The organism is Planococcus sp. 107-1, from assembly GCF_021513255.1.
Taxonomy (GTDB): Bacteria; Bacillota; Bacilli; order Bacillales_A; family Planococcaceae; genus Planococcus.
Map to the genome: position 1 here is coordinate 3026895 of NZ_CP090977.1, position 24945 is coordinate 3051839.

The following is a 24945-nucleotide window of genomic DNA, read 5'->3' on the forward strand; positions in this document are numbered from 1 at the left end:
AGCTTTTTCATTTTTTCTTATGCAGGTGCAGCATGCTGACAATAACAATCCATAATGAGCGTTTTGATTGCTGCTTGTCCTTTTTTTGCCGTTTCCGCATTCGTCCATATTCCACTTCCGCCTTCATATCTTTCATTTTTTGCTGTCTGACCGTTTCATCAGTATAGAACATTCGGAATCGCCTCCTCTCTTTAAAGAGCAAGTTCGCCCACATTCTGCAAACCTGTATGTTCATGTTCAGCAGATTCATCAGATGAATTTTTTATCTGCCCTTCATTGGCCCGCAACTTGTTTTGGACAACCCCTTTTTGAATATCTTTTGAAACTTTGATTTCGCCAAAATTGTCTATTGCTGCTAACTTGCTGTTCAAGGTTACTTCTGTAACGTCTTCATCCAAAATCAGTAAGCCCTCTACAATCAGGTTGGTTCCCGGCTCGAGTGACTGGAATTGCGCATCCGACCATTTTTGCTCACCTTCCACCCACATATAATGCTGCCCATATGATAGGACCTCAGTTTCCAATCGATCCAGTTTTTCGTACATCAAATCTTCCAGCTCTTCGCTGCAGATGATATAGGACTTGGAATTGATATTATCGATAGCTTCATTAAATGCTTCACGTGCAATTCCTGGTTCAAAAATCAACGGCTTTTTAGTAAATAGCTTTTTCTCTTTAAAACTTCGAATAGAGCGGGAATTGATGCGCAATGCTTTTTGCAAAACGGCATAACCGGCGGGAATCACCTGAATAATGCCATTGGCTGCCGTTTTCATTTTTCGGTAAAGTGCGCTTTCCTGTTCTTCGTGGATCCGAAGAACCCCATTAACGTCGATTTGGCCGATTTTTTCGTCAAACAGAACCATGTCCAGGTCTTTTGCAAAATCGACGACACCGCTAACCACTAAATACATCGGCGCTTCTGCCGCATGCAAGAAAGAGTTGCTGAGTTTGAAATGGCTGTTTTCAAAGTAAGGAGTTTGCCCTGTGTACGGTTTTAATGTTCGATTGCCTTCAGGAAACAGCCGGCTGACTAATCCTATTAAGTGTTCGGGCGCATATATATCGCCATTGACAATCAGTGTTAGCTGCCGCTTTTCTAGATCTTCTGCTGCAACATCCTTTTTGAATACGACCGTGCCGTTCACTAATAATTTCTGTTCGCCGCCGAGCGATTGAAGATAGGCGGAATCGACTGCCAGTTCCCCGTTATAATAACGGTAATCTTCCGGCAGTTCGAGGCTTGCTCCTAAATTGCCGATCGTTAATGCGCCGAGCAGATGCGCATTGCCGGAACGATAAATCACCGCTCCTACATTTTCAATTCGTTCGACTTTTTTTACGCTTTCCTCTGTAGCATTCAATAAATTCAGCAGTCCCACATTGCCAATTTTTTGTCCCATCACAAATCATCCTCCAACTGTTTTCTCAATTGCTTTATTGCGTGGTGCAGTTTGTAGCGAATGGTTGCAGCAGGCGCTCCCACTTGTATTCCGATTTCGCTGCTGGTCATGCCCAGCCAATACCGCTTAAATACGAGGTCACTTAGCTCCGGCGTTAACTGGCCCAGTAATTCGACCATTTCTAAATGATTCAATGAAGCCGGCTTTTCGGGAAAATCGATTTCTTCTTCCCAGGCAGACAACCGGCTTTCTTTTCGCCGATCGTCGATTAAGCGATTTTTCATCACCCGAAAAAACCAAGCGCGCTGTTTGTAAACCGGTAAGTGCTCTAACTCTTTTTCTTTCAATGACTTCTCCCAAGCGTCCTGAACCAAATCTTCTGCTTCCTGCTCGTGGCGGGAGATGGAGCGGGCGAACTGGGTGATGTCTTTTATTAAACTGTCATACATCGTATTCGCTTCCATCCCACTCCCCCGCTTTCTGCTGTATTTCCTTATTCATTAAGATAACGGATGGGAAGGACAAAGTGTTTGAAAAAAAAACCAAAAAAATTTTGAAACACTAAATTAATGTGAAGCATATTCTTTTCAAGCCGTTCCTTCTCTCGATCTTTCACAGCAAAAAACCGGCAAACCTTCAAAAGGCTTGCCGGTTTTTTTATTTAATTCTTAATAAGGGTCTGCTTCATGCCCTTTGCTCGCTGCTGCTTGCGCTACTTTGCTCGCTGCAGGCTTGCCGTATACTTTCGGGCCATTGTCTTTCATTTCTTTCATTGCTTGGATTTTCGCTTCCATGTTTTCACGTACACGGCGTCCGTAGTCTTCGTCCGCCTGCGTGAAATGATGGATCATCTCTTCTTGGATGCGTGGATCGCAAACAGATAATGCGTCGCCCAAGTTATTGATCAATTCTTCGCGTTCCCAATCTTCAAAGCTGCGGTAAGTTTCACCCGCTTGCCCGTAATTGTTCGTACGGTCGATTGGCGCTTTCATCACTTTGTCATTATACGCCGGCTCATGATCCGGTGTTACCTGCTCCGCTTCTTTTACGCCGCCAAGTACAGATGGCTCGTAATTGATATGCGGATTTGGCACATGCTCAACTTTACGGTCCATCGCACCGCCATATTGGTTTGTTGCCACACGTTTCTTCGGTGCGTTAACCGGCAATTGCAGGTAGTTCGCTCCAACGCGATAGCGTTGTGTATCGGAATACGAGAATGTACGTCCTTGCAGCATCTTATCATCAGAGAAATCAAGTCCGTCAACTAAAACTCCTGTACCGAATGCAGCCTGTTCAATTTCTGCATGGTAGTTTTCCGGATTGCGGTTCAAGACCATTTTTCCGACAGGAAGGAATGGGAATTGATCCTGTGGCCATAATTTCGTATCATCTAGTGGATCAAAATCAAGTTCCGCATGTTCGTCGTCGCTCATAATTTGAACGAACAACTCCCATTCCGGATAATCTCCGCGTTCAATTGATTCGAACAAATCCTCTGTTGCGTGGCCTGTATTTTCCGCTTGAATCTCGTTGGCTTCCGCCTGCGTTAAATTGCGGATGCCCTGCTTTGGCTCCCAATGGTATTTAACAAGAACGGCTTCGCCTTTATCATTCACCCATTTATACGTGTTTACGCCTGAACCTTGCATATGGCGGTAAGTCGCCGGAATGCCCCATGGCGAGAACAGGAACGTAATCATATGCGTCGCTTCCGGAGTGCGTGCTACAAAGTCAAACATGCGCTCAGGGTTTGGAACGTTTGAAACCGGGTCGTTTTTAAAAGCATGAATCATGTCCGGGAATTTCATTGCATCACGGATAAAGAAAATCTTTAAGTTATTTCCGACTAGGTCCCAGTTGCCGTCTTCTGTGTACATTTTAACTGCAAACCCGCGTGGGTCGCGTGCCGTTTCAGAAGAATGGCGAGATCCTGCCACTGTCGAGAAGCGCACCATTAAAGGTGTCTGCTTGCCTGCACCTGAAAATACTTTAGCGCGTGTATATTTTTCTACCGGCTCATCGCCGACTTTGCCGTAAGTTTCGAAATAACCGAATGCACCCGCTCCTCGCGCATGAACAATCCGTTCCGGGATTTCTTCACGGTCGAAATGAGAGATTTTTTCGATGAAATGATAATTTTCTAAAGTAGCCGGGCCACGGTTGCCGACAGTCCGTATATTCTGATTGTCTCGTATCGGATGGCCTTGACGGTCTGTTAACGTTGATTCGTCTTCACTAGTGCCCATTTTGTTTTTAAACTCTTCATGGTTTTCCTTCATTAAAAGAATCCTCCTCCACAATAGTCTATCACCCTATCATCTTCCCTTTATCCGCCCAAGCTAAACTTAGAATCCCTCTTTTTAATAAAGAAGTTTTTGTCCTTGCTTGCAGATAGACAAACTGACAGAAATATGAAAAACTGAAGGAATAACAACAGAGAGAAAGCAGGGCTGGAAATGAGTGTAACATTAAAAGAAAAAGGAAAATTGGATCCATTGAAAGTCTTTTTGAAAGTTTCGGCTGCTTATTTAATTACCCGCTTTTCCACTCGCAAAGAGAAGAAAAAGATCGTTTTAGTCGGCGGTAACCTCGGTGAAAAATACGAAGACAACGCATCCGTTTTTCACACCTACCTCACCAAAAACCATTCAGACCAAGTGACTGCGTACTGGATGTATGATCCGAAGACTACATATGCCTTAAACGGCAAAATTCCAAATGCGATTCCGCTTGGCAGCTTTAAGAATTATCTTCTTTTTTTCAAAGCAGATTATACGTTCCATGGACATTCACTAATGTATGACATTGCGCCTTCTGTCGATAAGTTTTTATTCCTCAATAAAAAAACCGTCATTACCCATATTAGCCATGGCATCGAAGGATTCAAGAAAATTCTGATCCAAAAAGAAGATGTGCCGTTGCTGAAGCGTACGGATTATTTCAATTGCGCATCGAACTATGAAAAAGAACTGAAGCTAACGAAATGGAAGATTCCAGAGAACAAACTGATTGTCACCGGATTCCCTCGTTTCGACCGCTACCCGACCAATAAACCTGCAGAACAAGTCAAAAACATCCTAATGATGATGACTTGGCGGGAATGGCTTTACGGATTAAGCGAAGAAGAGTTTTTAAACAGCGCTTATTTTAAAAACACCGTCGGCATCATCCAGCATAAAGGCATCCGTGAGCTGCTCCAGCGAAATGAGGTTTTGTTGGAAATTGCCCTACATCCTTTCATGAAAAAATTTGAGAATTTTTTTACAAGTCTGGGAGATTCAGAAGGCAACATCGAATTTCTCGATTCCCAGCGCGTCTCCATTGAACGCAGCATTCAAGAAAGCGACATGCTGCTGACTGACATTACAAGCGTTTCCTGGGACTTCCTGTATCAGAATAAGCCCATCATCTTCAATATGTTCGACCAGGAAGAATATGAGGCAAAACGCGGTTCCTATTTGGACTTGGATAAAGATTTGTATGGCTACAAAGCTGCAACCGTGGAGGAAGTTTACCAAAGCCTTGCGAAGATTATTGAAGGCGGCATAAACACCAATGAATGGTATCCGCTCGCACCAAAATATATCGACTTTTTTGATCAGCAAAATTGCGAACGTTTGGCCCAGCGCGTTCTGGGAGTAGCTTAAAATAAAATGCCAAATGAAAAAGCACAAGCAGAAGTGATCAGCTTCCGGTTGTGCTTTTTCGGTTATTCCACTTTTTTTGCTTGGACAATCAATCTGAATTCATTCGAATTTTCGGGATAACAGGTAATTAGCGATGCCAACGCCATCCCTTTTTTCGGTTTCAGAACATCCACTTGCTCTGGCTTTACAATTTGTATATCGAACACTTCAAAAGCCATTTCCTCATTGATGGTTTCAAGAGTGAAACGGTCTCCTGATTCGAGTTCGTCCAAGCGATTGAAAAACTTGCCGAACACATGGGCTTGATGGCCAGCTATGGCGTAGCTCCCACCCATTTCCCCCGGTTCATCCAACCCTTCGATCGACCCCAGTGCTTTATCCAGATTGGCAGGCGATGCACCTGCTAAAACTGGCGATTTCAACTCGATGGCAGGAATCGTCAAAACAGCTTCCACCCCGTCGGGCAGTTCAGCTGCTTCAGCAGTGATGCCAAAAGCTTCATTTTGCAAAGGCAGTTCGGTGCTTGCTTCTGTTTTCACCGACTCGAATGCTTCAATTAATCCCAGCTGTTCTTCTTTTGTTTGCTTCATTCCCCAAGCGAGGACAATCAACAAAACTAATCCTGCAGCAATCATGAAATTGCTCATCCATTTTTTCATAGCCATTTTCCTTTAGGCAAAGCGGCGCATTGTGATTCCGCCTGCAAGTAAAAGCAATGCTGCCATTAAAACCATCAAGCTGTCGACTGGACCGCCAGTTTTCGGCAAAGTAGAAGCCATTGACGAATCGCTGTTTGACGCCTTGCCGTCAGATGCAAATGCCGATTGGGAATCCATCAAGTCCAGCGGAGAAGTTCCTGCCGAAGCCGTCAATCCGATTAATGCACTACGGCCGCTAGAATCATTGTTTCCATTTTTTTCTCCATTTGATCCATTCAAGGTACCTGTTCCGGCATTTCCATCATTTCCAATCACATCTCCACCTGATAGAGATCCGTCGCCTGCCGGAGTACCTGGCAATGCTGGCGTTCCTTCTCCCGGTGTAGTTCCCGGTGTTTCCGTGCCTGGCTGTTCACCTGGGTATGTGCCCGGTGTTTCCGTGCCTGGCTGTTCACCTGGGTTTGTGCCTGGTGTTTCTGTGCCTGGCTGTTCACCTGGGTTTATGCCTGGCGTTTCTGTGCTTGGCTCTTCACCTGGGTTTGTGCCTGGCGTTTCTGTGCTTGGCTGTTCTCCCGGGTTTGTTCCCGGCGTTTCTGTACCTGGCTCTTCACCTGGGTTTGTGCCTGGCGTTTCTTCACCCGGAGTTTCTGGTGTTGCAGTTGGCGGTGCCGCTACAAATCCTTCATTGCCCAACAAGGTTACATCAAGTCCACCTAGAATTCCATCCAGTAAACTGATGGTCAAAAGGCTTGAATCTGTAGAACGCCCGCTTTCATCTGCATTGTTTTGATTTTCAAGCAATCCTACATGAAGATTTCCCAAAAGAGGCAAATTGTCTAATCCAAGATGCAAAATCCCTTCAAAACCTGAAGATTCAGTTGCGGCTTCATCAACAGATGTTGAGTTTCGTTCCGGCAATACTTGAAGATTTAAATTATCTGCAACCAATAGATCTTCAAGTGAAAGATCCAACACTGAACGTTCTTCAGTAGAGGCATTTTCTGTGGCAGTGCTTTCATTTTTCAGAAGTCCCAATCCTGTTTGCCCCGTTAAAATCAAATCTTCCAAAAGCAAGTCAACTGCTGCTTGCTCTTCAGAAATTTCATCTTCGGTTACTGAGCTTTCGTTCTTCAAGACTTCAAGATCCGTTTGCCCTGCAACAATCAAATCTTCCAAAGCCAAATCAACGGCTGCCTGTTCTTCAGAAATTTTGTCTTCGGTTACTGAGTTTTCGTTCTTCAAGACTTCAAGGTCTGTTTGCCCTGCAACGATCAAATCTTCCAAAGCTAAGTCAATTGCTGCCTGTTCTTCAGAAATTTCGTCTTCGGTTACTGAGCTTTCGTTCTTCAAGACTTCAAGATCCGTTTGCCCGACCGCAATTAATTCCTCGATCGCAACATCAGCCACTGCATCTTTCTGGAAAGATTCTGTTTCAGATGAAGAGTTCTCGCTTTTTAAAACATCGATCGCTATCTCATCAGTAACAACTGTGTCTTCTGTTGATACATCGATTATGGCTTGCTTGTCGGAACTGTCTGTTTCTGTAGCAGCACTTTCGTTTTTAAGCACTTCCACTTCCAGCTCATCCGCAACTAATGCATCTTCGATTGAGACATCAACGACGGCTTGGTTTTCAGAGCTGTCTGTTTCGGTTATCGTGCTCTCATCTTTCAACACCTCTACGTTCACTTGGTCAACAGGCGTTTCTTCCAATTTCACATCTACTACAGCTTCTTTCTCGGAAGTGCCTGATTCTGATGCTGTGCTTTCATTTTTCAGCACTTCGACATCTGCTTGCTCCGTAATGATCGTCTCTTCAATCGATACATCGATTACAGCTTCTTTCTCGGAAGAATCAGCAGCTGTTGCCGAGCTCTCGCTTTTCAGCACTTCGGCTTCCACTTGGTCCGCGATGATCGCATCTTCCACGGATAGATTCACTGCGGCCTCTTTCTCAGTCGATTCAGATTCTGTGCTGGTCAATAGTTGAACTTCTACATCATCCAACACAGAATCTTCCAACGAGACATTTACTGCAGCTTCTTCGCTTATACTTTCTTCACTGTTTGCGGCTTCTTGTGTTTTAGGAATTTCGATATCCACGCTTCCTGCGACGGGAAGGTCAGAAGTTTCGACACTCAGGACTTCCTCTTCGCTCAATAAATCAATATTCAATTCCAGCTGTCCTGATGCTTCACCTTCCGCTTGCACAAGCGAAGGTGCAAAATTCAAGGTTGCCCAAATCCCAAAAGCCGCTCCAGTATAAGTTATCCATGTTTTTTTCATTAATTCCCTCTCCTTTTTTATTATGATTTAAATCACATATAAAAAAGGAGTGTGAATGGGTGGTTTCCTTAACGGAGTGTGAATCCATTGAATAATCGCATAGCTGTTCTTGTGATACCATAGCTTTTCGGTGGATGCTTTAAAAACTTCGGCATCCGATAAGGTGCCTAAACTTAAATCCGCATGATGTGCGGCAAAAGAATTTGAAGCAAAGACCGACGAAGAAGAACTTGGCGATGCAGGTACAGTAGCTATCGAACGCCCCTGGTCTTGGTCTTCCGGATAAGCCGGCTGCTTTGTCTTGTTAGAGGTGGCAGCTGCTTTATTTTCTTCACTTGCCGCCAGTTCTTTTTCCCCTTCTGCCAATTCACCTACATAAACTAAAGCTTCTGGAGTCGCGTCAATATCAGCTCCGCGTGCCGCTGAAGGAGTAAGGCCGCTTTCAATTTCTAAAATAGGCGTTTCTCCTTGCACCACTGCTGATGCTTCTTCAACAATTGGCTTTATCGCCTCGACAGGAACTTTAGTTGGTTCATTAACTGCCGGAGTTGGAATTTCTGCAGTTTCTTCTGCAACTGGCTTTTCAATTACCGCAGGCGTGTCGACGACAGGAATTGACGGTTCCGGAGACAGAGCTGGTGCAGCTTGCTCACCCTTTTCCGGGGTTGGCAAAGCTGGCGTTTTTTCTTCCTGATACGGCAAATCAGCTGTTTTATCAATGACTTCCGTCGTACTGCCGACTGTTTTTTCTGCTGTATCCGCCACCGCTTCCACTGTCCCATTGACTGCGTCATTCGTCTTTTCGACTGTTTTCTGAACACCCGACGTCACTTTCGTTACGGTTTTATTCACTTCTTTTACGACAGGCGTCACTACTGGAACTTCAGGCAAATTATTGACCGTCTGATCAACTGCTTTAAATACTTCGGAAGTCGTTTTTTCAGTCGTGTTTGTCACTTCTTTCACAGTAGTCTTCGCTGCCGGCGTTGTATTGCCGACCACTTTTTCTACAAGTTTCCCTGTGTCTTTTAAAGTGGAAGAAATGATTTTATTGCCCACTGGATCAGCGGTTTTCTTCAAAGTATTGCCCGTAAATTCGAGCGTGTCTTTAACCGTTTTGTCGACGCTTCCAACGGTTTCTTTTAAGATTGAACCCGTCGACTCAGCTGCTTGCCCTGTGACATTTCCAACCGTTTTTCCAACCGTATTCAATGTGCCGCTAATTAATCCTGCAGGCTTTTCTTCAGGTTTCTCCAGTTCATCCGCATGTGCGGCGAACGGCGATAAGGCTACTAAACAGGCACCCATGATAAAAGTACAGATTCCCTTTTTCAAATTTTCACCTCCTTAGCGCGAATTATCAAATAATTCATATGATGATTATCTGATTCCCTAGAAGAGTTTATTTAAAACTTATTTGGATTATTTTTCTATTAGATTTTTGAGAGTTAATTCCACAGGACAATGATCTGATCCCCAGACGTCCTTATGTATTTTGGCCCCTTTAAATTTCAACGCCAACCGGGCAGAAGCAATAAAATAATCAATGCGCCAGCCTACATTCTTTTCCCGGCAATTCGAGCGGTACGACCACCAGGAATAGCTCCCGCTCTGCTCCGGATAAAAATAGCGGAATGTATCAATAAAGCCGCTTCCAAGAAACTCCGTCATCTTGCCGCATTCTTCCGGCGTAAAGCCTGAATTTTTCCGGTTGGCTTTTGGATTCTTCAAATCGATTTCTTCATGCGCCACATTTAAATCACCGCAAAGAATAACCGGCTTCTGCTGATCCAGTTTTTTTATATAGGAAAGAAGCGCATCTTCCCAGCGCAAACGATAGTCTAATCGAAGCAGGCCGTGCTGGGAGTTTGGCGTGTAAATGGTCACAATATAATAGTCTTCATATTCTAAGGTGATGGCGCGCCCTTCTGTGTCATGCTCCGCTATTCCCAACCCATAGTTTACAGAGAGCGGCTGTTGTTTGGTGAAAATAGCCGTACCCGAATAGCCTTTTTTCTCTGCATAATTCCAATAGGTGTAATAACCGGGAAGATCCATTTCAATCTGCCCTTCCTGCAATTTAATTTCTTGCAGGCAAAATACATCTGCATCGACTTCCTTAAAAAAATCCATAAATCCTTTTTTCATAACGGCCCGCAAGCCATTGACATTCCACGAAATAAACTTCAAAACTGCACCTTCCTTTTCTCTTCTATCCTTTAGTGTACTGAAAAGGCAGCACCTTCTCAAACAAGCGATTTTTTGTCAGTTCAAATAATATTATGTAAAATTTCAGTGAATATCGCTAAACTTGCAGTTTTCTTACGGACGTTCTTGTACAATGAATTTATCTACAGCTAGAGATTACGGGGGATAAAGACAAAGGGGATAGAGAGATGAAAAAGTTTACAAAGGAAGAAAAGAGTTGGGCGTTCTATGACTGGGGGAATTCAGCTTATTCCATTATCATCACTACTGCTGTTTTTCCGCTGTTCTATAAGTCCGCTGCCACTGACGCTGGGGTCAGTTTATCGGATTCAACCGCTTATTTAGGCTATACTATCGCTATTTTCACGTTTATCTTAGCCATGATCGGGCCAATCATGGGCACCATCGCTGATTACGAAGGCATGAAAAAGAAATTCTTCACCGGATTTTTCCTGCTTGGCACCGTTTCAACCGCCATGCTCGCATTTATTCCAAGCGATAATTGGCTTATGCTGCTCATTTGCTATACTTTCGCAGCTTTAGGCGCGACTGGGGCCAACTTGTTCTATGATGCTTTCATCGTTGACGTTACGACAGAAAAACGGATGAACAATGTATCGGCCTTCGGATACGGGCTAGGCTATATCGGTTCGACGATTCCGTTTATCTTGTCCATTGCCGTCATTTTGCTTGCAACGAATAATGTCATTCCGGTTTCCGTCATCAACGCCAGCCGCATCGCCTTTTTGATCACTGCTGTTTGGTGGATTGTTTTTTCCATCCCGCTGCTCCGAAACGTCCATCAACGCTATTACATTGAACGCGAACCGAGTCCAGTTGCCCAAAGCTTTAAGCGCCTTGGGAAAACTCTTCGGGAAATACGCCAATACCGCGCGCTGTTCTTGTTTCTGATTGCGTATTTCTTTTATATCGACGGCGTTGGCACGATCATTTCCATGTCGACGGCATACGGCACCGATCTCGGCTTAAGTTCGACCAGTTTGCTGATTGTGCTCTTCGTCACTCAAGTAGTTGCTGCACCTTTCGCTATTTTATACGGTCGCCTGTCTGAACGTTTCACTGGAAAGAAAATGCTCTATGTCGGCATCTGCGTTTACATCGTCGTCTGCATTTACGCCTTTTTCCTGGAAACGATCACCGATTTCTGGATTCTCGCTATGCTCGTTGCAACGAGCCAAGGCGGAATCCAGGCGCTAAGCCGCTCGTATTTCGGAAAACTTGTACCAAAAGAGAACTCCAACGAATTTTTCGGCTTCTACAATATCTTCGGGAAATTCGCGGCGATTCTCGGGCCATTGCTTGTTGCTGTCACTTCCCAAGTAACCGGGAATTCAAGCATGGGCGTTTTCAGTTTAGTGGTTCTGTTCATTATCGGATTGGTTATCCTATCGCGTGTTCCAGAACCGACACCGCATGCGCCGGTCGATGAAGTCGCTCCGGAATAAAGTATTTTAACTGTCCATGCTCCGGCATGGGCAGTTTTTATTTTTCAAATTCGAGATTTGCTGCGTTATGGCGATTCAAATATTTATTATGGAAGGAAGTATGTTTTTGAATTTGTAGACGTGCTATGGTTTTAGTTAAAAAAGCGGGGATGCCTGTGCTATGGAAAACGAGGAATGAGACTGCTGATAAAGAACGTGCAGAAGTACTGTTGAGGCGATTGCCGAAAACCCATCCATCGTATATGTTGGCGAAAAACGACTTATGGAATGCCGAATCCGGAATCAGCGGGGAAAGGCGATTTGATGCGTATTTTTCGATGAGCAAAATCGATTTTCCGCATCTTGTTTTACATGATGTTCCGCTGAAATCGGCCCTCCCTTTCCAGTTGGATTCGTTGTTGATCACACCTTGGTGTGTCTATGTGTTCGAAGTAAAGAATATGTCCGGCCGCCTGTTCTTTAAACAATCGCCTCCACAGCTCATCCAAACGAAAGAAGACGGCTCCGTCACCGGGCGCAAAAGCCCCATTGAACAAATGGCGACAAACGAATGGCTGCTCGAAGAATGGCTTTCTTCTCGGGCGTATTTTTTACCGATCCGTTCCGTGCTCGTATTTTCATACACGAAACAGATGCCCGAAAACTTTCCGAGAGAGCAAATCGCGTTGTTTTCAAATCAGCTGCCGATGTTTTTACGAAAACTGCAGCCTGAAAAAGAAATCATGAGTTTGAGCGAAATTGAGAAGCTCGCAACTGAACTGGCAGCGGCACACTCCCCTTATGCACACGAGCCGATCTGCGCGAATTCCGCTTTTCCTGTCGAAGCGATGCAGCGTGGCGTCTGGTGTGAGCCTTGCAACCGCATTGGCATGAAACGCAAGTACGGGACATGGGTTTGTCCGAGTTGCGGCGTTTCAAACAAAGATGCCCATATTCGCACACTCAAGGACTGGATAATGCTGACCGGCGAACCGCTGACGAATAAAAGATGCCGGGAGATTTTGCAAATAGAGGATCATCGCTTAGCTAGCCGACTGTTAATAAGCATGAAAATGAAGAAAACCGGTTCTTATAAAGATGCGAAATACATTTTTGAAGCTAGTTGGGAGTATTTTTTATGAAGTCGGGAGTATTCGGGTGAAAGTTGGGGATATTTCATAGAAAGTTAAGAGTATTTCTCCTTAAGTTGAGAGTAATTGCATTCTCAACTCAATAAAAGAGCGGAGGACCAATCAATATTGGCCCTCCGCTCTTTTTCTTATTATTTATTATCTTTATTCTTCGGTGTAATGGTTGCGCCGCCTGAATCATTTTGCGTGATATCGGCATCGCCCAATTCCACTACCTGCGTTTTGCCTTTATCTTGGTTAGCTTCTTTTTCGGCTTTCTTCACTTCTTTTTCAACTTGCTTCTCTGCTTTTTCGTGTTCTTTTTTCGCTTTTTCTTCTGCTTTCGCTTCTTTGATGACTACTTTTTCCTGCTTCTTCAATTCTTTTTCTTCTTTTTTCTCCGTACGCTTCGCTTTCAGCTCATCGACTTTGCCTTTTGTTGCATCTGTCGCACCTGAAGCTTTTTCTTTAACTTGGCCGACTTTGTCTTTTACTTGGTCAACTGTGCCGCTCAATTTTTCTTTAGTTTTGCCAGCGGTATCGGAAAGTTTTTGCGAAGAGCCGGAAGTTTTATCTTTTACCACTGCCTGCATCTCTTTGCCGCTTTTCGGTGTCAATAGGAGGCCGGCTGCTGCTCCGATAATGGCGCCTGTAGCCGCTCCCTTGATAAATGCAGAGCTGCCGACGCTGCCTTTGCCTCCAGTTTGTGACAAGGGTTGATCAATTTTTCCAGTCCGCACTAAGCGCTCTTCTACTTCTTCAACGATTTCCTGCAAAGTGCGGCCTCTTGCATCAACAAGAGGGACATTCATGTGAAAATCAGCTAAATCCTCTTGATCCCGGACAACTACACAATCGTAGTCCATTGAATCTGTCTTGTCGGTCAACATTTCCGCTTTATAGCCTTTTTGTTCTAATGCATTTTTTACGGATACAAACGGTTCTTCTACTGCAATTTTCACCATCTTTTGTCCACTCCCTTTTCAAATTTGTCTCAATTTTGCTTATAGTGTTTTATTTCCCCTCTTTAGCGGTCGAATAAACGCAGTAGCAAGAATGAAACATTTTTAATATAAGGGTAATTTCGCTTGGCTCATAACTAGACGGCGAACAATCACCGCCCCAAGAATAGCTCCGGATAGGCTGGAGACGAGAAATGGCGGCATGAAGAATAGCGCTGCCGCTTCTGTGCCCATCAATAATTTGGCGTAAGGAACTGCAATGAGTGCGGCGAGAATGCCGGTGCCGACCACTTCCCCGAGTGCCGCTATCCAAACTTTGCCGAATTTCATGTAAATCAACCCGGCAAGCAATGCACCGATCATGCCACCCGGAAAAGCAAGCAGCGAGCCGGTGCCTGTCATAACCCGGACAATCGCTGTCAGGAAAGCCACTAATACTGCAGCGGCAGGTCCAAAAATAACCGCTGCGATCACGTTCACCGCATGTTGGATGGGATAGGCGCGTGCAATGCCGGCTGGGAAAGAAACAAATGCAGAACCTGCCACGCTTATTGCCGAAAGCATGGCAAGGATGACTAATTTTCTCGTTTTCATTTATGGGCACCTTCCATCGCTGAATCTCTTAAGGCTGACACTTCTGCTGCAATATCACCCGCATACGAAATAGCGGTGATGACCGCAACTCCACAAGCCCCGGCTTTCCAAATAGCGGCAGCATTTTCAGAAGTGATTCCGCCAATACCGACAATCGGCAGGTTTGGATAAGCTTTCTTAACTGTTTGGATGCCTGCCACTCCAGCTGGTGCTTTCGCATCGGTCTTGGTCGAAGTCGCAAATACGGGTCCCATGCCGACATAATCTGCTCCGCTTTCTACTGCCTGTTTTGCCTCCGCCAAGGAATGCACCGAAACGCCGAGCAGTTTGTCAGCGCCCCAAATTTTGCGAACCGCTGCAGCAGGTGCGTCGTCCTGGCCAATATGGATGCCATCTGCGCCAATTGCCCAGGCAAGCTCAATATCATCATTGATCAGGAAAGGGGTTTGGTAGCGCTGGCACAACTCTTTGCAATCAAGTGCAAATTTGAGCAACTCCGCGCCTTTCAACGCATTCGGCCCTTTCTCCCGCAACTGAAAATAATCGATGCCAGCCGTTAAAGCCGCTTCCAAAATCATCAATGGATCTTTCCCTCCCGCATTCTCCGTTCCAAGGATAAAGTAAACGACCGGTCCTTCACTGAATTTCGACATAGTTCATTTCCCTTCTTTCGTTCATGGATTTCCGGTAGGCAGCGTGATTGGTCGGCCCGTGGCCAGCTCCGATGTTCAATTCGCTGCTCAAAGCTGCGTGGATAAATTGTTTAGCCGTGTAAACCGCTTCTTTAAGCGACTTTCCTTTTGCCAGTTCAGCAGTCAGCGCTGCTGAAAACGTACAGCCGGTTCCATGTGTTTGCACTGTCGCAATTCGAGGCGACCGGAACAGCAGCTCTTCACCGTCCTGATAAAGAAAGAAATCTTCTGCGACATATTGGTCCTTGCCATGTCCGCCTTTGATGATCACCGACTCGGGGCCATACGACAGGATCTTTTGCGCCGCCAGTTTCCGGGACGCGGAGTCAATGATTTCAATGCCGCTCAAGACCTCCGCTTCCGGTATATTCGGCGTCACTACGGCAGCTAAGGGCAGCAATTCCTTTTTAAGTGCAGCCCCTGCTTCTGCGCGCAATAAATTCGCTCCGCCTTTTGCAACCATGACCGGGTCGACGACCAGCTGCCGCCAGTTGAAATACCGAATCCACTTGGCCGTTTCTTCAATGATTTCTTCATTAAATAACATTCCGGTTTTCAATGCCGCTAGCTGGAAATCCTTTCCGATAGCCTGCAATTGAGTCTGCACCGCTTCTCTTCCCATCGGGTAAATAGCGGCAACACCGAGCGTATTTTGCGCGGTCACGGCCGTCAGAACAGAAGTCGAATAAACTCCGAGTTCCTGGAATGTTTTAATGTCCGCTTGGATTCCTGCGCCTCCTCCGGAATCCGATCCGGCAATGGTTAATACTTGTGGAATCATTTTGGCTGCAGCTCCTTTCCGGCAGGCAGTTCGGTATCGCCTATTCCAGGTCGGGCTAATTGGTTCAGGAATTCGATTTGAAAACTGCCAGGTTCAGGAGCTAAATGGCTTGCCCGCTCTCCCGCTTCCCCGTAAAAACGCAAGGCTTCTGCAGCAGCACTTAAAACGTTTTCCGGATAGACGGCTAGATAGGCAGCAACCACTGCGCTTAACAGGCAGCCAGATCCCGTAATTGCCGACATGAGCGGGTGCCCAAAAGGAATTTCCACGATTTCTTTTCCATCCGTAACAATATCAGTTGAACCTGTTACAGCTACAACCAGCCCGAGCCTACCGGCAGCTTCGACTGCCAGCTGCTTCACATCCGCTTCACCGCTGCCGGCATCGACCCCTTTCCCTTGCCATTCGGTTCCGCAAATCGCGGCAAGCTCGCCTGCATTGCAGCGCAGCACGGCAATATTCACTTCCGTTAAAATTCTTTTCGCCGCAGCCGCTCTGAAAGCTGTCGCTCCTACACCTACAGGATCCAGTACGACAGGGCGGCCCAATTGATTCGCTGTCTTTCCTGCAATGATCATGCTTTCCAAAGTTTGGGCGTTCAAAGTTCCAATATTGAGTGACACGGCTCCAGCAATTGCCGCAAGTTCAGCGGCCTCTTCCGGCGCTTCGCCCATGATCGGAGAAGCCCCAATGGCAAGCAATCCATTGGCCTGATAGTTTGAAACGACGTGATTCGTAATGCAGTGGACAATCGGATTTTCAGCGCGCAATTTCTCACTCACTTTAAACACCCGCCTTCGTGTATGGTTTTACCGTCCATGTCTGCATTGTCCAAGCCTGCTCCCAGAAATTCCATTCGTAATAGCTGCTTCTGCGGAAACGGTCCTTCAGTTCTTTGCGCCGTGTTTCGGTTAGTCCTTCTGCGAGAAGGTCCATCCGCTCGATCTGTTCGTTTACAAGTGCCGCAAATTCCTCTCCGCCATAAGTTTCGATCCAGCGGCTGTAGATTGGATGATCCGGCTTCGCTTCTTTAAGCCGGTCGCCGATTTCCTGATAAAGCCAGTAACAAGGAAGAATTGAAGCGAGGACGTCCGCCAAATCCCCTTCAGCCGAGCGGTACATATGCGATACATACGCGTAAGCATTCGGCGATGGTTCAAATTCAGCCCAATCCTCTTCGGTCACTCCAAGAAGTTTCATGAATGATTCGTGCAAAGCCATTTCAGCCGCACAAGTATGCTCGGCATGAAATGCGAAGCGCTTGGTCGTTTCTAAATCTTTGGCTTTTACCGCACCGATTGCCTGTACCTTTGCAAAATGTGTTAAGTAATAGGCATCCTGCATAACGTAATAGCGAAAAATGTCTAAAGGCAGTGTCGCGTCTGCGATTCCTTTGACAAACGGATGTTCAAAACTTGCTTCCCATAATCCATTGCACTCCAACCGGACTTCTTCACAAAATTTCATTTCGCCATCTCCTTTTTTGCAAATAAAAACGCCACTCTCCAGTTAAGGAAAGCGGCGTGTGCGTATGCATTGAAAGATAGAGAAATAGCATGCTTCTCGCCACTTCCCTACGCTGGTATGATCCAGATCAGGTTCAAAGGGTCCGGGCTTATGCCCGTCTCAGCCGATATCCGGCTCCCCTAGTGGGTGTTTTATTTGGTTGTCGAAATCACTATAGCACAGATTCAACTTCTGCAAAAGATTTATCTGAGTTTTCAGCTTTGATGCGCATCCCATTCTCGGTATCAAAAAAGTGGGCATGCGACATATCAAAAGCCAGGCGAGCTGTATGGCCCGGCTCGATCGCGGTATCTGCCTCAACGCGCGCAATAAATTCCTGTTCAGCATAAGTGGCATAGAGAATGGTTTCTGCACCGGTCAATTCGGAAACGGTGATCGTCGCATCAAACTCACTGACCGGGAGCCCGGATAACTCTTCGCTGTTGACGTGGATATGTTCCGGCCGAATTCCAAGCGTCAGATGCTTGCCTTCATACGCGGCTATTCAGAACATCCAAGGTTTCGCGCGGATGCTAATTGTCCGATCTCCCAACACAAATGCCCCTTTTTCCAATCGTCCATCAAAAAAGTTCATTGCCGGCGACCCGATGAAGCCTCCAACAAAACGGTTGGCTGGAAAATCGTAGACTTCTTTCGGGCTGCCGACTTGCTGGATATGGCCGTCCTTCATAATGACAATGCGCGTTGCCATCGTCATCGCTTCGGTCTGGTCATGCGTGACATAAATGGTCGTAGTTTTCAGCCGATGATGCAGCTTAGCAATTTCCGCCCGCATTTGGACGCGCAGTTTTGCATCCAAGTTTGAAAGAGGCTCGTCCATGAGGAATACCTTGGCATCCCTGACAATTGCGCGCCCGAGCGCCACTACTGCCGCTGCCCGCCTGACAAAGCTTTCGGTTTTCTATCCAAGTATTCCCGCAAGCCAAGAATGTCCGCCGCATCTTCTACGCGCTTTCGGATATCCGCTTTCTTAAACTTACGCAATTTTAGTCCAAAAGCCATGTTTTCGAAGACCGTCATATGGGGATATAAAGCGTAGTTCTGAAAAACCATGGCAATATCCCGCTCTTTCGGCTGGACCTCATTCATCCGTTTTCCATCGATGAAGAATTCGCCTTCCGTTATCTCCTCGAGGCCAGCAATCATACGCAAAGTCGTCGATTTCCCACAGCCCGAAGGACCAACGAAGACGATGAACTCCTCATTCTGGATTTCAAGATTAAAGTCTGTTACCGCTGTTGCGCCGTTGTCATAGGTTTTCCCCAGATTTTTAATTGAAATTTTGGTGGAAAATCGGACTTCCGTTGACGAAGCCAGCCCTGGCGACCGTAGCAATTTTCTCATTTAACGGCGCTTGGAATGATTTTCTTGGTCCGCTTCTCTACTTGAATGATGAAAAACTCTATACCTTGCAGCTCGGGCTAGCCGTGTTTAAAGGGCAGCTGGATACGCAATGGAATTACTTGATGGCAGGATCGCTTCTCGTGCTCCTTCCCGTCATTCTATTGTTTTTCTTCTTCCAGAAATACTTTATCCAAGGCATCAACTTGCAGTCCGGCGGAAAATAAACGAAGTTTGCGCTGATACCCGTCTAGAACACGAGCGTTTCGCTGGTGAAATGCGCTTCCAAATACGAGATGCGAAGGCTATTTGCGTTTAAATTTTTTTATTTGCGTTCAAAGGAAGTTTATTTGCGCTTAGAAATTTTTATTTGCGCTCAGCAATTTAAATAACCAAAAAAGGGCATCCCGAATGTCGGGATGCCCTTTTACCCTGCTCTTAAACAGCGGCTGTTTTTTCTTTTTTGATTTGCTTGCTGCGCAATTGTCCGCAAGCTGCATCGATGTCGGCGCCTTGTTCTTGGCGAACGCCGCAGTTGATGCCTTTTTTCTTCAATGCATCGTAGAATGCACTGATAGCTTCCGGCGTACTTTGCTGATACTGATCGTGTTCGCTGACCGAGTTATACGGGATCAAGTTGACGTATGACAAGTGGCGCTTGTCTTCAAGCAATTTCGCCAATTGATTCGCTTCCTCGACATGGTCATTCACATCGCGCAATAAAATATATTCGAATGTGATGCGGCGATTTGACTTCTCTAAATAGTAGTCGATTGCAGCCATCAATTTCTCGATCGGGTACGCTTTGTTGATCTTCATGATGCGTGAACGCAATTCGTTAGTCGGCGCATGGATGGAGATAGCTAAGTTAACCTGCAAGCCTTCGTCTGCATAATCGTAGATTTTCGGTACGATTCCGCTTGTCGATACTGTGATATGGCGTGCTCCGATAGCCAATCCTTTTTGGGAGTTGACCACATTCAAGAAGCCCATCAAGTTTGTATAGTTGTCGAACGGTTCGCCGATGCCCATAACCACAATATGGCTTACGCGCTCGTCTTTTTGCTGAGCATCAAAATGAGCTTGTACTTGCATGATCTGCTCAACGATTTCGCCCGCATTTAAATCGCGGCTCTTTTTCAAAAGTCCGCTGGCGCAGAAACTGCAGCCGATGTTGCATCCGACTTGAGTCGTTACGCAGACCGAGTTTCCGTATTTAAAGCGCATCAAAACGGTTTCAATCAAGTTGCCATCCTGTAAACGGAAAAGGAATTTGATCGTGCCGTCTGCCGATTCCTGTTTTACCGCTTCTTCAAGCGTACGGATGGCAAAATTATTTTCCAGTAATTCAATGACTTCTTTGCTCAGATTGTTCATCTGGGAAAATTCAGTCACGCGTTTAATATATAACCAGTCCCATACTTGTTCAGCACGGTACTTCTTCTGTCCATTTTCTAAAAACCAATCTTTTAGCTGATCTATCGTCATACCATAGATGGAATTTTTCATTATTAGAACCCTCATTTCAGAATTTCACAATTGCTTATTATAATACTAAAAATTTGGCTTGACAACAACTATTTTTGTTTACACAGAAAAATCTGTCTTTAAGATTGTCTAATCTCCGGCATTTCCGGGTAAAGAATCGGGTAAAGGAGGTCTGTTTATGGGAGAAATTACGCACATCGGCTTAGCAGTTCCGGATCTCGACCAAGCCATTGACTGGTACAGCAAAGTATTCGGATTTTACACATTGGCAGGGCCATTTGAATTTGAAGCGGTTGAAGCAGACGAAGAAAACATGACACAGGATTTGCAGGGAACCGAAGTACAAAAAATGCGCAATGCCCACTTAATGTCGCATAACGGAATCGGCATCGAATTATTCGAATTCCAACAACCCGCTTTCAACGATGAAAACCCTCCGCTCCATAAGGGATTTTTCCACATTTGCCTGATTGTCGATAATCTCGTGGAATCGATTGAACGAATTGTCCAGCACGGAGGCAAACAGCGCAGCAAAATCTGGCAAACCACGAAAGGCAAGCCGCATTTTCTGGTATATACGGAGGACCCTTTCGGCAATATCATCGAGCTTTATACAAGAAACACCTCTGAAATGTATGCCAATAAATAAAAGAAACCAGCTGATTGATTACCGATCAGCTGGTTTTATTCGTTTAAACAAGTTGTTCTTTTTTAGGAAGCATGGAGCCGTGCTGCGCAAAATTAGCGTGCCATGAGAAAGCTTTCTCAAGAACATGCGGTGTTTGCCCTCCGCGCGTCAATGCCTCGTCGTAATATTCACGCAGTGCTCCCCGGTAAGAAGGATGCACACAATTTTCGATAATCACTTCGACGCGCTCGCGCGGTGCGAGACCGCGAAGATCGGCGTAGCCTTGTTCAGTGACGACGACATCCACGTCGTGTTCCGTATGGTCGATATGAGATGCGAAAGGCACGATGCTTGAGATATTGCCGCCTTTGGCAATGGATTTCGTTACAAAGATTGCGAGACGCGCATTGCGGGCAAAATCGCCTGATCCGCCGATGCCGTTCATCATTTTTGTTCCGCACACATGCGTTGAATTGACGTTGCCGTAAATATCAAATTCCAGCGCTGTATTGATGGAAATCAATCCAAGGCGGCGGATCACTTCCGGATGGTTGGAAATTTCCTGTGGACGCATGACGATTTTATTGCGGTAGTTATCGAATTCACTGAAGACCTGTTTCATCTTTTCCTCTGACAAGGTGATGGAACAGCAAGAAGCGAATTCCACTTTGCCGGCATCGATCAAATCGAAGACCGCGTCCTGCAGCACTTCCGAATAGACTTCCAATCCTTCAAACTCCGAATCCAGCATGCCGTGGAGAACCGCATTCGCGACTGATCCGATGCCTGACTGCAACGGTGCCAAAGTTTCCGTCAATCTCCCCGCCCGGATTTCAGCACGGAAAAATTCAAGCAAGTGATCAGCCATGATTTTGGTTTCGGCATCAGGCGCAACAATGGTGGACGGTGAATCCAATTGTTCTGTGAAGACAATCCCTTTGACCTTTTCCATATCGATTGGAATGCCGATCGTTCCGATGCGCTGATCGACTGTTGTCAATGGAATCGGTGAACGCTCGCCTTGTTTGCCGGTATCATAAATGTCGTGCAGCCCTTCAAATAATTCAGGCTGGGCCATGTTGATTTCCACGATGATGTTTTTTGCGTGCTTGGCAAAAACAGAAGAGTTTCCGACAGAAGTCGTCGGAATGATCATGCCATCTTCAGTAATAGACAAGGCTTCAACAATCGCAAAATCAATCGGTTCTGTAACCCCAGATCTGACCCATTCAGCTGTGTGGGATAAATGATGGTCGACAAAAAGCATTTCACCTTCATTGATTTTTTTGCGCATCGCTGGCTCAGCCTGGAAAGGCAAGCGTTTGTTGACGATGCCCGCTTCTGCAAATACACGGTCGATGTCTGATCCGAGCGACGCGCCTGTAAAGATGTTCACTTTAAAATCTTCCGTTTCTGCCCGCCTTACCAAAGCAAAAGGAACCGCTTTCACGTCGCCAGCACGCGTAAATCCGCTAAGCCCCAAAGTCATTCCGTCTTGGATCCATGAAGCAGCCTCTTCCGGTGTCACGATGCGCTGCTGTAATTCAACAGCCTTGATGCGTCCAAGTTTGTTCTCCATATCGATCACTCTCTTTCCGATTTTAGTCAATAAAACAGCATATATTCACAAGATAAAGCGTTTTCATGAGCGTGCGCTCAGTCAAAACTCGCATTCAATCTAATAGGGACTAGTTTTTTAATTATTAGATAACTTTATCTTAAAATGTGTCTAAAATGTGTTTTACCGGTTAGAAGAGTGAGAAAAATGAGTGAGGCAGAAAATTTCGCGCCTCAAGCAGCATTTTCTAAAATCCGAGCATTTTCCGGAAATAACTGGAGTAGGATTGGCTGACGGGAATTCGATCTCCGTTGTTCATCGCCAGCACAAAAGTTGAATGGGTGTCCGGATAGATTTCTTTTATATGGTGAACATTGACGATAAACGAACGGTGGCACCGGATGAACATATCCCGGGGCAATAAAAATTCAAATTCCTGCAATGTGTTTTTATTGGTACCGGATAGCTTAGCTGTATAGACATGGGTTTTCCGCTCTTTCACTTCCAGGTAAGCCACTTCTGCAAAAGGAATAGGCTTCCAGCCATCGGAAGTTTTGACGGTCACAACCGATTTCCCTTCAGTGAGTGTTGGATAGATGGCAATTACACAACCCTCGAGCACGCCTTCTTTTTCGAAAGGCACAGCCATTCCATGATAAGGCACTCCAAAAACATCCCGATCGACGAACTCAGAAGATTTTTGATTAGTTGTTAATGCCATATGCGCCATGCTGCCTTCTTTTATCGGATCCCCGGGACGGATTTTCAAATCGATTCTTTTACTTGGCCGGTAATAGATATATTCTTTCGTATTGGTGACGACAATCGATACTTCATCGGAAAACAATTCTCCCATCACATCAAGCAATGAGCTTTGCGTAAACCATTCCATAAGACGGCGCCTGCCTTTCTTCACTATTATTTCTTAATGATACCGTTCTCGCTCCTGACTATCACTATAAGTTAAAACAGCTGCCCCCTAATAGGACAGCTGCTGCGTTTCTTTCTAAAGCATCGTGCCGGTCTGAGCTAATTTTGTATGCCAAGAGAAAGCTTTTTCCAGAACATGCGGCGTTTGTCCGCCGCGTTCCAGTGCTTCCTCGTAGTATTCAAGCATTTTTTCTTTGTATGTCGGATGCACACAATTTTCGATGATCAGCTTCGAACGCTCCCGCGGCGCAAGTCCGCGCAGGTCTGCATAGCCTTGTTCCGTAACGACGATATCGACGTCGTGTTCCGTATGGTCAATATGCGTGGCGAAAGGCACAACACTTGAAATCCGACCGCCTTTTGCAATCGATTTTGTCACAAAAATGGAAAGCCGGGCATTTCGTGCAAAGTCCCCGGATCCGCCGATGCCGTTCATCATTTTTGTGCCGGATACATGAGTCGAGTTGACGTTGCCGTAAATATCAAATTCCAGTGCCGTATTGATGGAAATAAGTCCAAGGCGGCGAATGATCTCAGGGTGATTGGAAATTTCCTGAGGACGCAATATGAGTTTGTCCCGGTATTTTTCAAAATTCGAGAATACCTGCTTCATTTTTTCTTCAGACAAAGTAATGGAGGAACTGGAAGCGAAACGGACTTTACCGGCATCAATCAGCTCGAACACCGCATCCTGCAGCACTTCCGAATAAACTTCCAAATCGTCGAACTCCGAATCGATCAATCCATGAAGCACGGAGTTCGCCACTGTTCCGATGCCGGATTGCAGCGGAGCAAGTTTATTGGTCAAGCGTCCTGCCTGGACTTCAGAACGCAGAAAGTTCAGCAAATGCTCCGCCATCATTTCGGTTTCTTCATCTGCTTCTGCAATCGTCGACGGCGAATCTTTTTGATGCGTAAAAATAATTCCGCGCACTTTTTCCAAATCCACCGGGATTCCCGGTACGCCGATTCGGTCGCTTACATGCGTCAATGGAATCGGCGATCGCTCTCCTTGCTTGCCGGTGTCGTAAATATCATGGATTCCTTCGAATAAATCCGGTTGAGCTGTATTGATTTCCACAATAACATTTTTTGCGTACTGCACAAAAAGAGCCGAGTTTCCGACAGAAGTCGTTGGAATGATCAAGCCCTCTTCCGTAATACCCAACGCTTCAATTATCGCAAAATCAATCGGTTCAATGACACCTGCTTTGATCCATTCTGCCGTCTGAGAAAGATGATGGTCCACAAACAGCATTTCGCCTTCGTTAATTTTTCGGCGCATCGTCGCATCTGCCTGAAATGGCAGACGTTTGTTGACAATGCCCGCCTCTGCAAACAGTTTGTCAATATCCGAACCTAGAGAAGCACCCGTGAATATGTTCACTTTAAAGCTTTCGGTTTCAGCACGTTTAACAAGTGCCAGCGGAACCGCTTTAGCGTCTCCGCGCGTGTAAATCCACTTAATCCGAGCGTCATGCCGTCCTGGATCCAAGAAGCTGCAAGGTCGGCGTCGATAACTCGGTCCTGCAATTGAATGGCTTTGATGCGTTCAATGGTTTTTTCCATTACAGTCACCTTTCGTGGCTTGAATGCCGTTCTTATTTATCTTAATTATACCTTACCTCAGCCCTTCTTCCGTAAACCCTGGCACTGTGTTTCT

General features: G+C 45.8%; 22 protein-coding genes, 2 pseudogenes and 1 riboswitch. Of the genes and pseudogenes, 5 read left to right on the top strand and 19 right to left on the bottom strand.

The genetic code is table 11. From position 1 onward, the window contains the following. Positions 1-7 precede the first annotated feature (7 nt). The 4 genes from L0M13_RS15660 to L0M13_RS15675 form a co-directional block, all read right to left on the bottom strand. Complete coding sequence (locus L0M13_RS15660) at positions 8-172, bottom strand: hypothetical protein (RefSeq protein WP_235197366.1); 165 nt, start codon at positions 170-172, stop codon at positions 8-10. Between the two features lie 19 nt (positions 173-191). Then, positions 192-1403 carry a hypothetical protein gene (locus L0M13_RS15665; protein WP_235197367.1) on the bottom strand — a complete coding sequence of 404 codons (1212 nt, stop codon included), beginning with the start codon at positions 1401-1403 and terminating at the stop codon, positions 192-194. Next, positions 1403-1867: an RNA polymerase sigma factor gene (locus L0M13_RS15670; protein ID WP_235197368.1), complete on the bottom strand. Its 465-nt coding sequence runs from the start codon at positions 1865-1867 to the stop codon at positions 1403-1405. Before L0M13_RS15670 ends, L0M13_RS15665 begins: the two co-directional genes overlap by 1 nt. A 204-nt stretch (positions 1868-2071) precedes the next feature. Continuing rightward, positions 2072-3685: a catalase gene (locus L0M13_RS15675; RefSeq protein WP_235197369.1), complete on the bottom strand. Its 1614-nt coding sequence runs from the start codon at positions 3683-3685 to the stop codon at positions 2072-2074. Positions 3686-3862: 177 nt separating this feature from the next. Between L0M13_RS15675 and L0M13_RS15680 the strand changes: the two genes are divergently transcribed. After that, positions 3863-5053, top strand: coding sequence for a CDP-glycerol glycerophosphotransferase family protein (locus L0M13_RS15680; RefSeq protein WP_235197370.1), 1191 nt, complete (start codon positions 3863-3865; stop codon positions 5051-5053). Positions 5054-5115: 62 nt separating this feature from the next. Here L0M13_RS15680 and L0M13_RS15685 read toward each other — a convergent pair whose 3' ends face one another. The 4 genes from L0M13_RS15685 to L0M13_RS15700 form a co-directional block, all read right to left on the bottom strand. Further along, on the bottom strand, positions 5116-5712 hold the full coding sequence (locus L0M13_RS15685; RefSeq protein WP_235197371.1) for a class D sortase: 597 nt from the start codon (positions 5710-5712) through the stop codon (positions 5116-5118). A gap of 12 nt (positions 5713-5724) precedes the next feature. Next, on the bottom strand, positions 5725-7998 hold the full coding sequence (locus tag L0M13_RS15690; RefSeq protein WP_235197372.1) for a hypothetical protein: 2274 nt from the start codon (positions 7996-7998) through the stop codon (positions 5725-5727). 27 nt (positions 7999-8025) lie between these two features. Further along, positions 8026-9333, bottom strand: coding sequence for a hypothetical protein (locus tag L0M13_RS15695; protein WP_235197373.1), 1308 nt, complete (start codon positions 9331-9333; stop codon positions 8026-8028). Positions 9334-9420: 87 nt separating this feature from the next. Further along, positions 9421-10188, bottom strand: coding sequence for an exodeoxyribonuclease III (locus tag L0M13_RS15700; RefSeq protein WP_235197374.1), 768 nt, complete (start codon positions 10186-10188; stop codon positions 9421-9423). Positions 10189-10394: 206 nt separating this feature from the next. On the opposite strand from L0M13_RS15700, the gene L0M13_RS15705 reads away from it, so the two are divergent. Then, a complete protein-coding gene (locus L0M13_RS15705; protein WP_235197375.1) occupies positions 10395-11672 on the top strand; it encodes an MFS transporter in 1278 nt (425 codons plus the stop codon). Between the two features lie 155 nt (positions 11673-11827). Next, complete coding sequence (locus tag L0M13_RS15710; protein WP_235197376.1) at positions 11828-12793, top strand: nuclease-related domain-containing protein; 966 nt, start codon at positions 11828-11830, stop codon at positions 12791-12793. 140 nt (positions 12794-12933) lie between these two features. Here the strand turns inward: L0M13_RS15710 and L0M13_RS15715 are convergent, their stop codons facing one another. From L0M13_RS15715 to L0M13_RS15745, 7 genes and pseudogenes are all read right to left on the bottom strand, one after another. Next, a complete protein-coding gene (locus L0M13_RS15715; RefSeq protein ID WP_235197377.1) occupies positions 12934-13746 on the bottom strand; it encodes a YkuS family protein in 813 nt (270 codons plus the stop codon). Between the two features lie 102 nt (positions 13747-13848). After that, positions 13849-14337 (bottom strand): energy coupling factor transporter S component ThiW, encoded by a 489-nt coding sequence (gene thiW, locus L0M13_RS15720; RefSeq protein WP_235197378.1) that lies wholly within the window; start codon positions 14335-14337, stop codon positions 13849-13851. Then, on the bottom strand, positions 14334-14990 hold the full coding sequence (thiE, locus tag L0M13_RS15725) for a thiamine phosphate synthase (RefSeq protein WP_235197379.1): 657 nt from the start codon (positions 14988-14990) through the stop codon (positions 14334-14336). Before thiE ends, thiW begins: the two co-directional genes overlap by 4 nt. Continuing rightward, a complete protein-coding gene (gene thiD, locus L0M13_RS15730; protein WP_235197380.1) occupies positions 14974-15810 on the bottom strand; it encodes a bifunctional hydroxymethylpyrimidine kinase/phosphomethylpyrimidine kinase in 837 nt (278 codons plus the stop codon). The genes thiE and thiD overlap by 17 nt, the downstream gene beginning before the upstream one ends. Beyond that, positions 15807-16592 (bottom strand): hydroxyethylthiazole kinase, encoded by a 786-nt coding sequence (gene thiM / locus L0M13_RS15735; RefSeq protein ID WP_397443498.1) that lies wholly within the window; start codon positions 16590-16592, stop codon positions 15807-15809. The genes thiD and thiM overlap by 4 nt, the downstream gene beginning before the upstream one ends. 1 nt (position 16593) lies before the next feature. Then, entirely contained in the window at positions 16594-17277 is a 684-nt protein-coding gene (gene tenA / locus L0M13_RS15740) for a thiaminase II (protein ID WP_235197382.1), read from the bottom strand. A gap of 87 nt (positions 17278-17364) precedes the next feature. Next, positions 17365-17468: riboswitch (TPP riboswitch) on the bottom strand. Between the two features lie 20 nt (positions 17469-17488). Further along, positions 17489-18681: pseudogene (locus L0M13_RS15745) on the bottom strand (ABC transporter ATP-binding protein). Between L0M13_RS15745 and L0M13_RS15750 the strand changes: the two are divergent. Further along, positions 18642-18905, top strand: coding sequence for an ABC transporter permease family protein (locus L0M13_RS15750; RefSeq protein WP_235197383.1), 264 nt, complete (start codon positions 18642-18644; stop codon positions 18903-18905). The pseudogene L0M13_RS15745 and the gene L0M13_RS15750 overlap by 40 nt on opposite strands. A 211-nt stretch (positions 18906-19116) precedes the next feature. Here L0M13_RS15750 and rlmN read toward each other — a convergent pair whose 3' ends face one another. Further along, positions 19117-20187: a dual-specificity RNA methyltransferase RlmN gene (rlmN, locus tag L0M13_RS15755; protein WP_235197384.1), complete on the bottom strand. Its 1071-nt coding sequence runs from the start codon at positions 20185-20187 to the stop codon at positions 19117-19119. Positions 20188-20344: 157 nt separating this feature from the next. On the opposite strand from rlmN, the gene L0M13_RS15760 reads away from it, so the two are divergent. Then, positions 20345-20815 (top strand): VOC family protein, encoded by a 471-nt coding sequence (locus L0M13_RS15760; protein WP_235197385.1) that lies wholly within the window; start codon positions 20345-20347, stop codon positions 20813-20815. A 43-nt stretch (positions 20816-20858) separates the two neighbouring features. Here the strand turns inward: L0M13_RS15760 and L0M13_RS15765 are convergent, their stop codons facing one another. The 3 genes and pseudogenes from L0M13_RS15765 to L0M13_RS15775 all read right to left on the bottom strand — a co-directional run bounded on the left by L0M13_RS15765 (position 20859) and on the right by L0M13_RS15775 (position 24851). Next, on the bottom strand, positions 20859-22373 hold the full coding sequence (locus L0M13_RS15765; RefSeq protein ID WP_235197386.1) for a succinyl-CoA:acetate CoA-transferase ScpC: 1515 nt from the start codon (positions 22371-22373) through the stop codon (positions 20859-20861). 226 nt (positions 22374-22599) lie between these two features. After that, positions 22600-23244, bottom strand: coding sequence for a LytTR family DNA-binding domain-containing protein (locus L0M13_RS15770; protein WP_235197387.1), 645 nt, complete (start codon positions 23242-23244; stop codon positions 22600-22602). 114 nt (positions 23245-23358) lie between these two features. Next, positions 23359-24851 (bottom strand): annotated as a pseudogene (locus L0M13_RS15775) (acetyl-CoA hydrolase/transferase family protein). Positions 24852-24945: the final 94 nt, after the last annotated feature.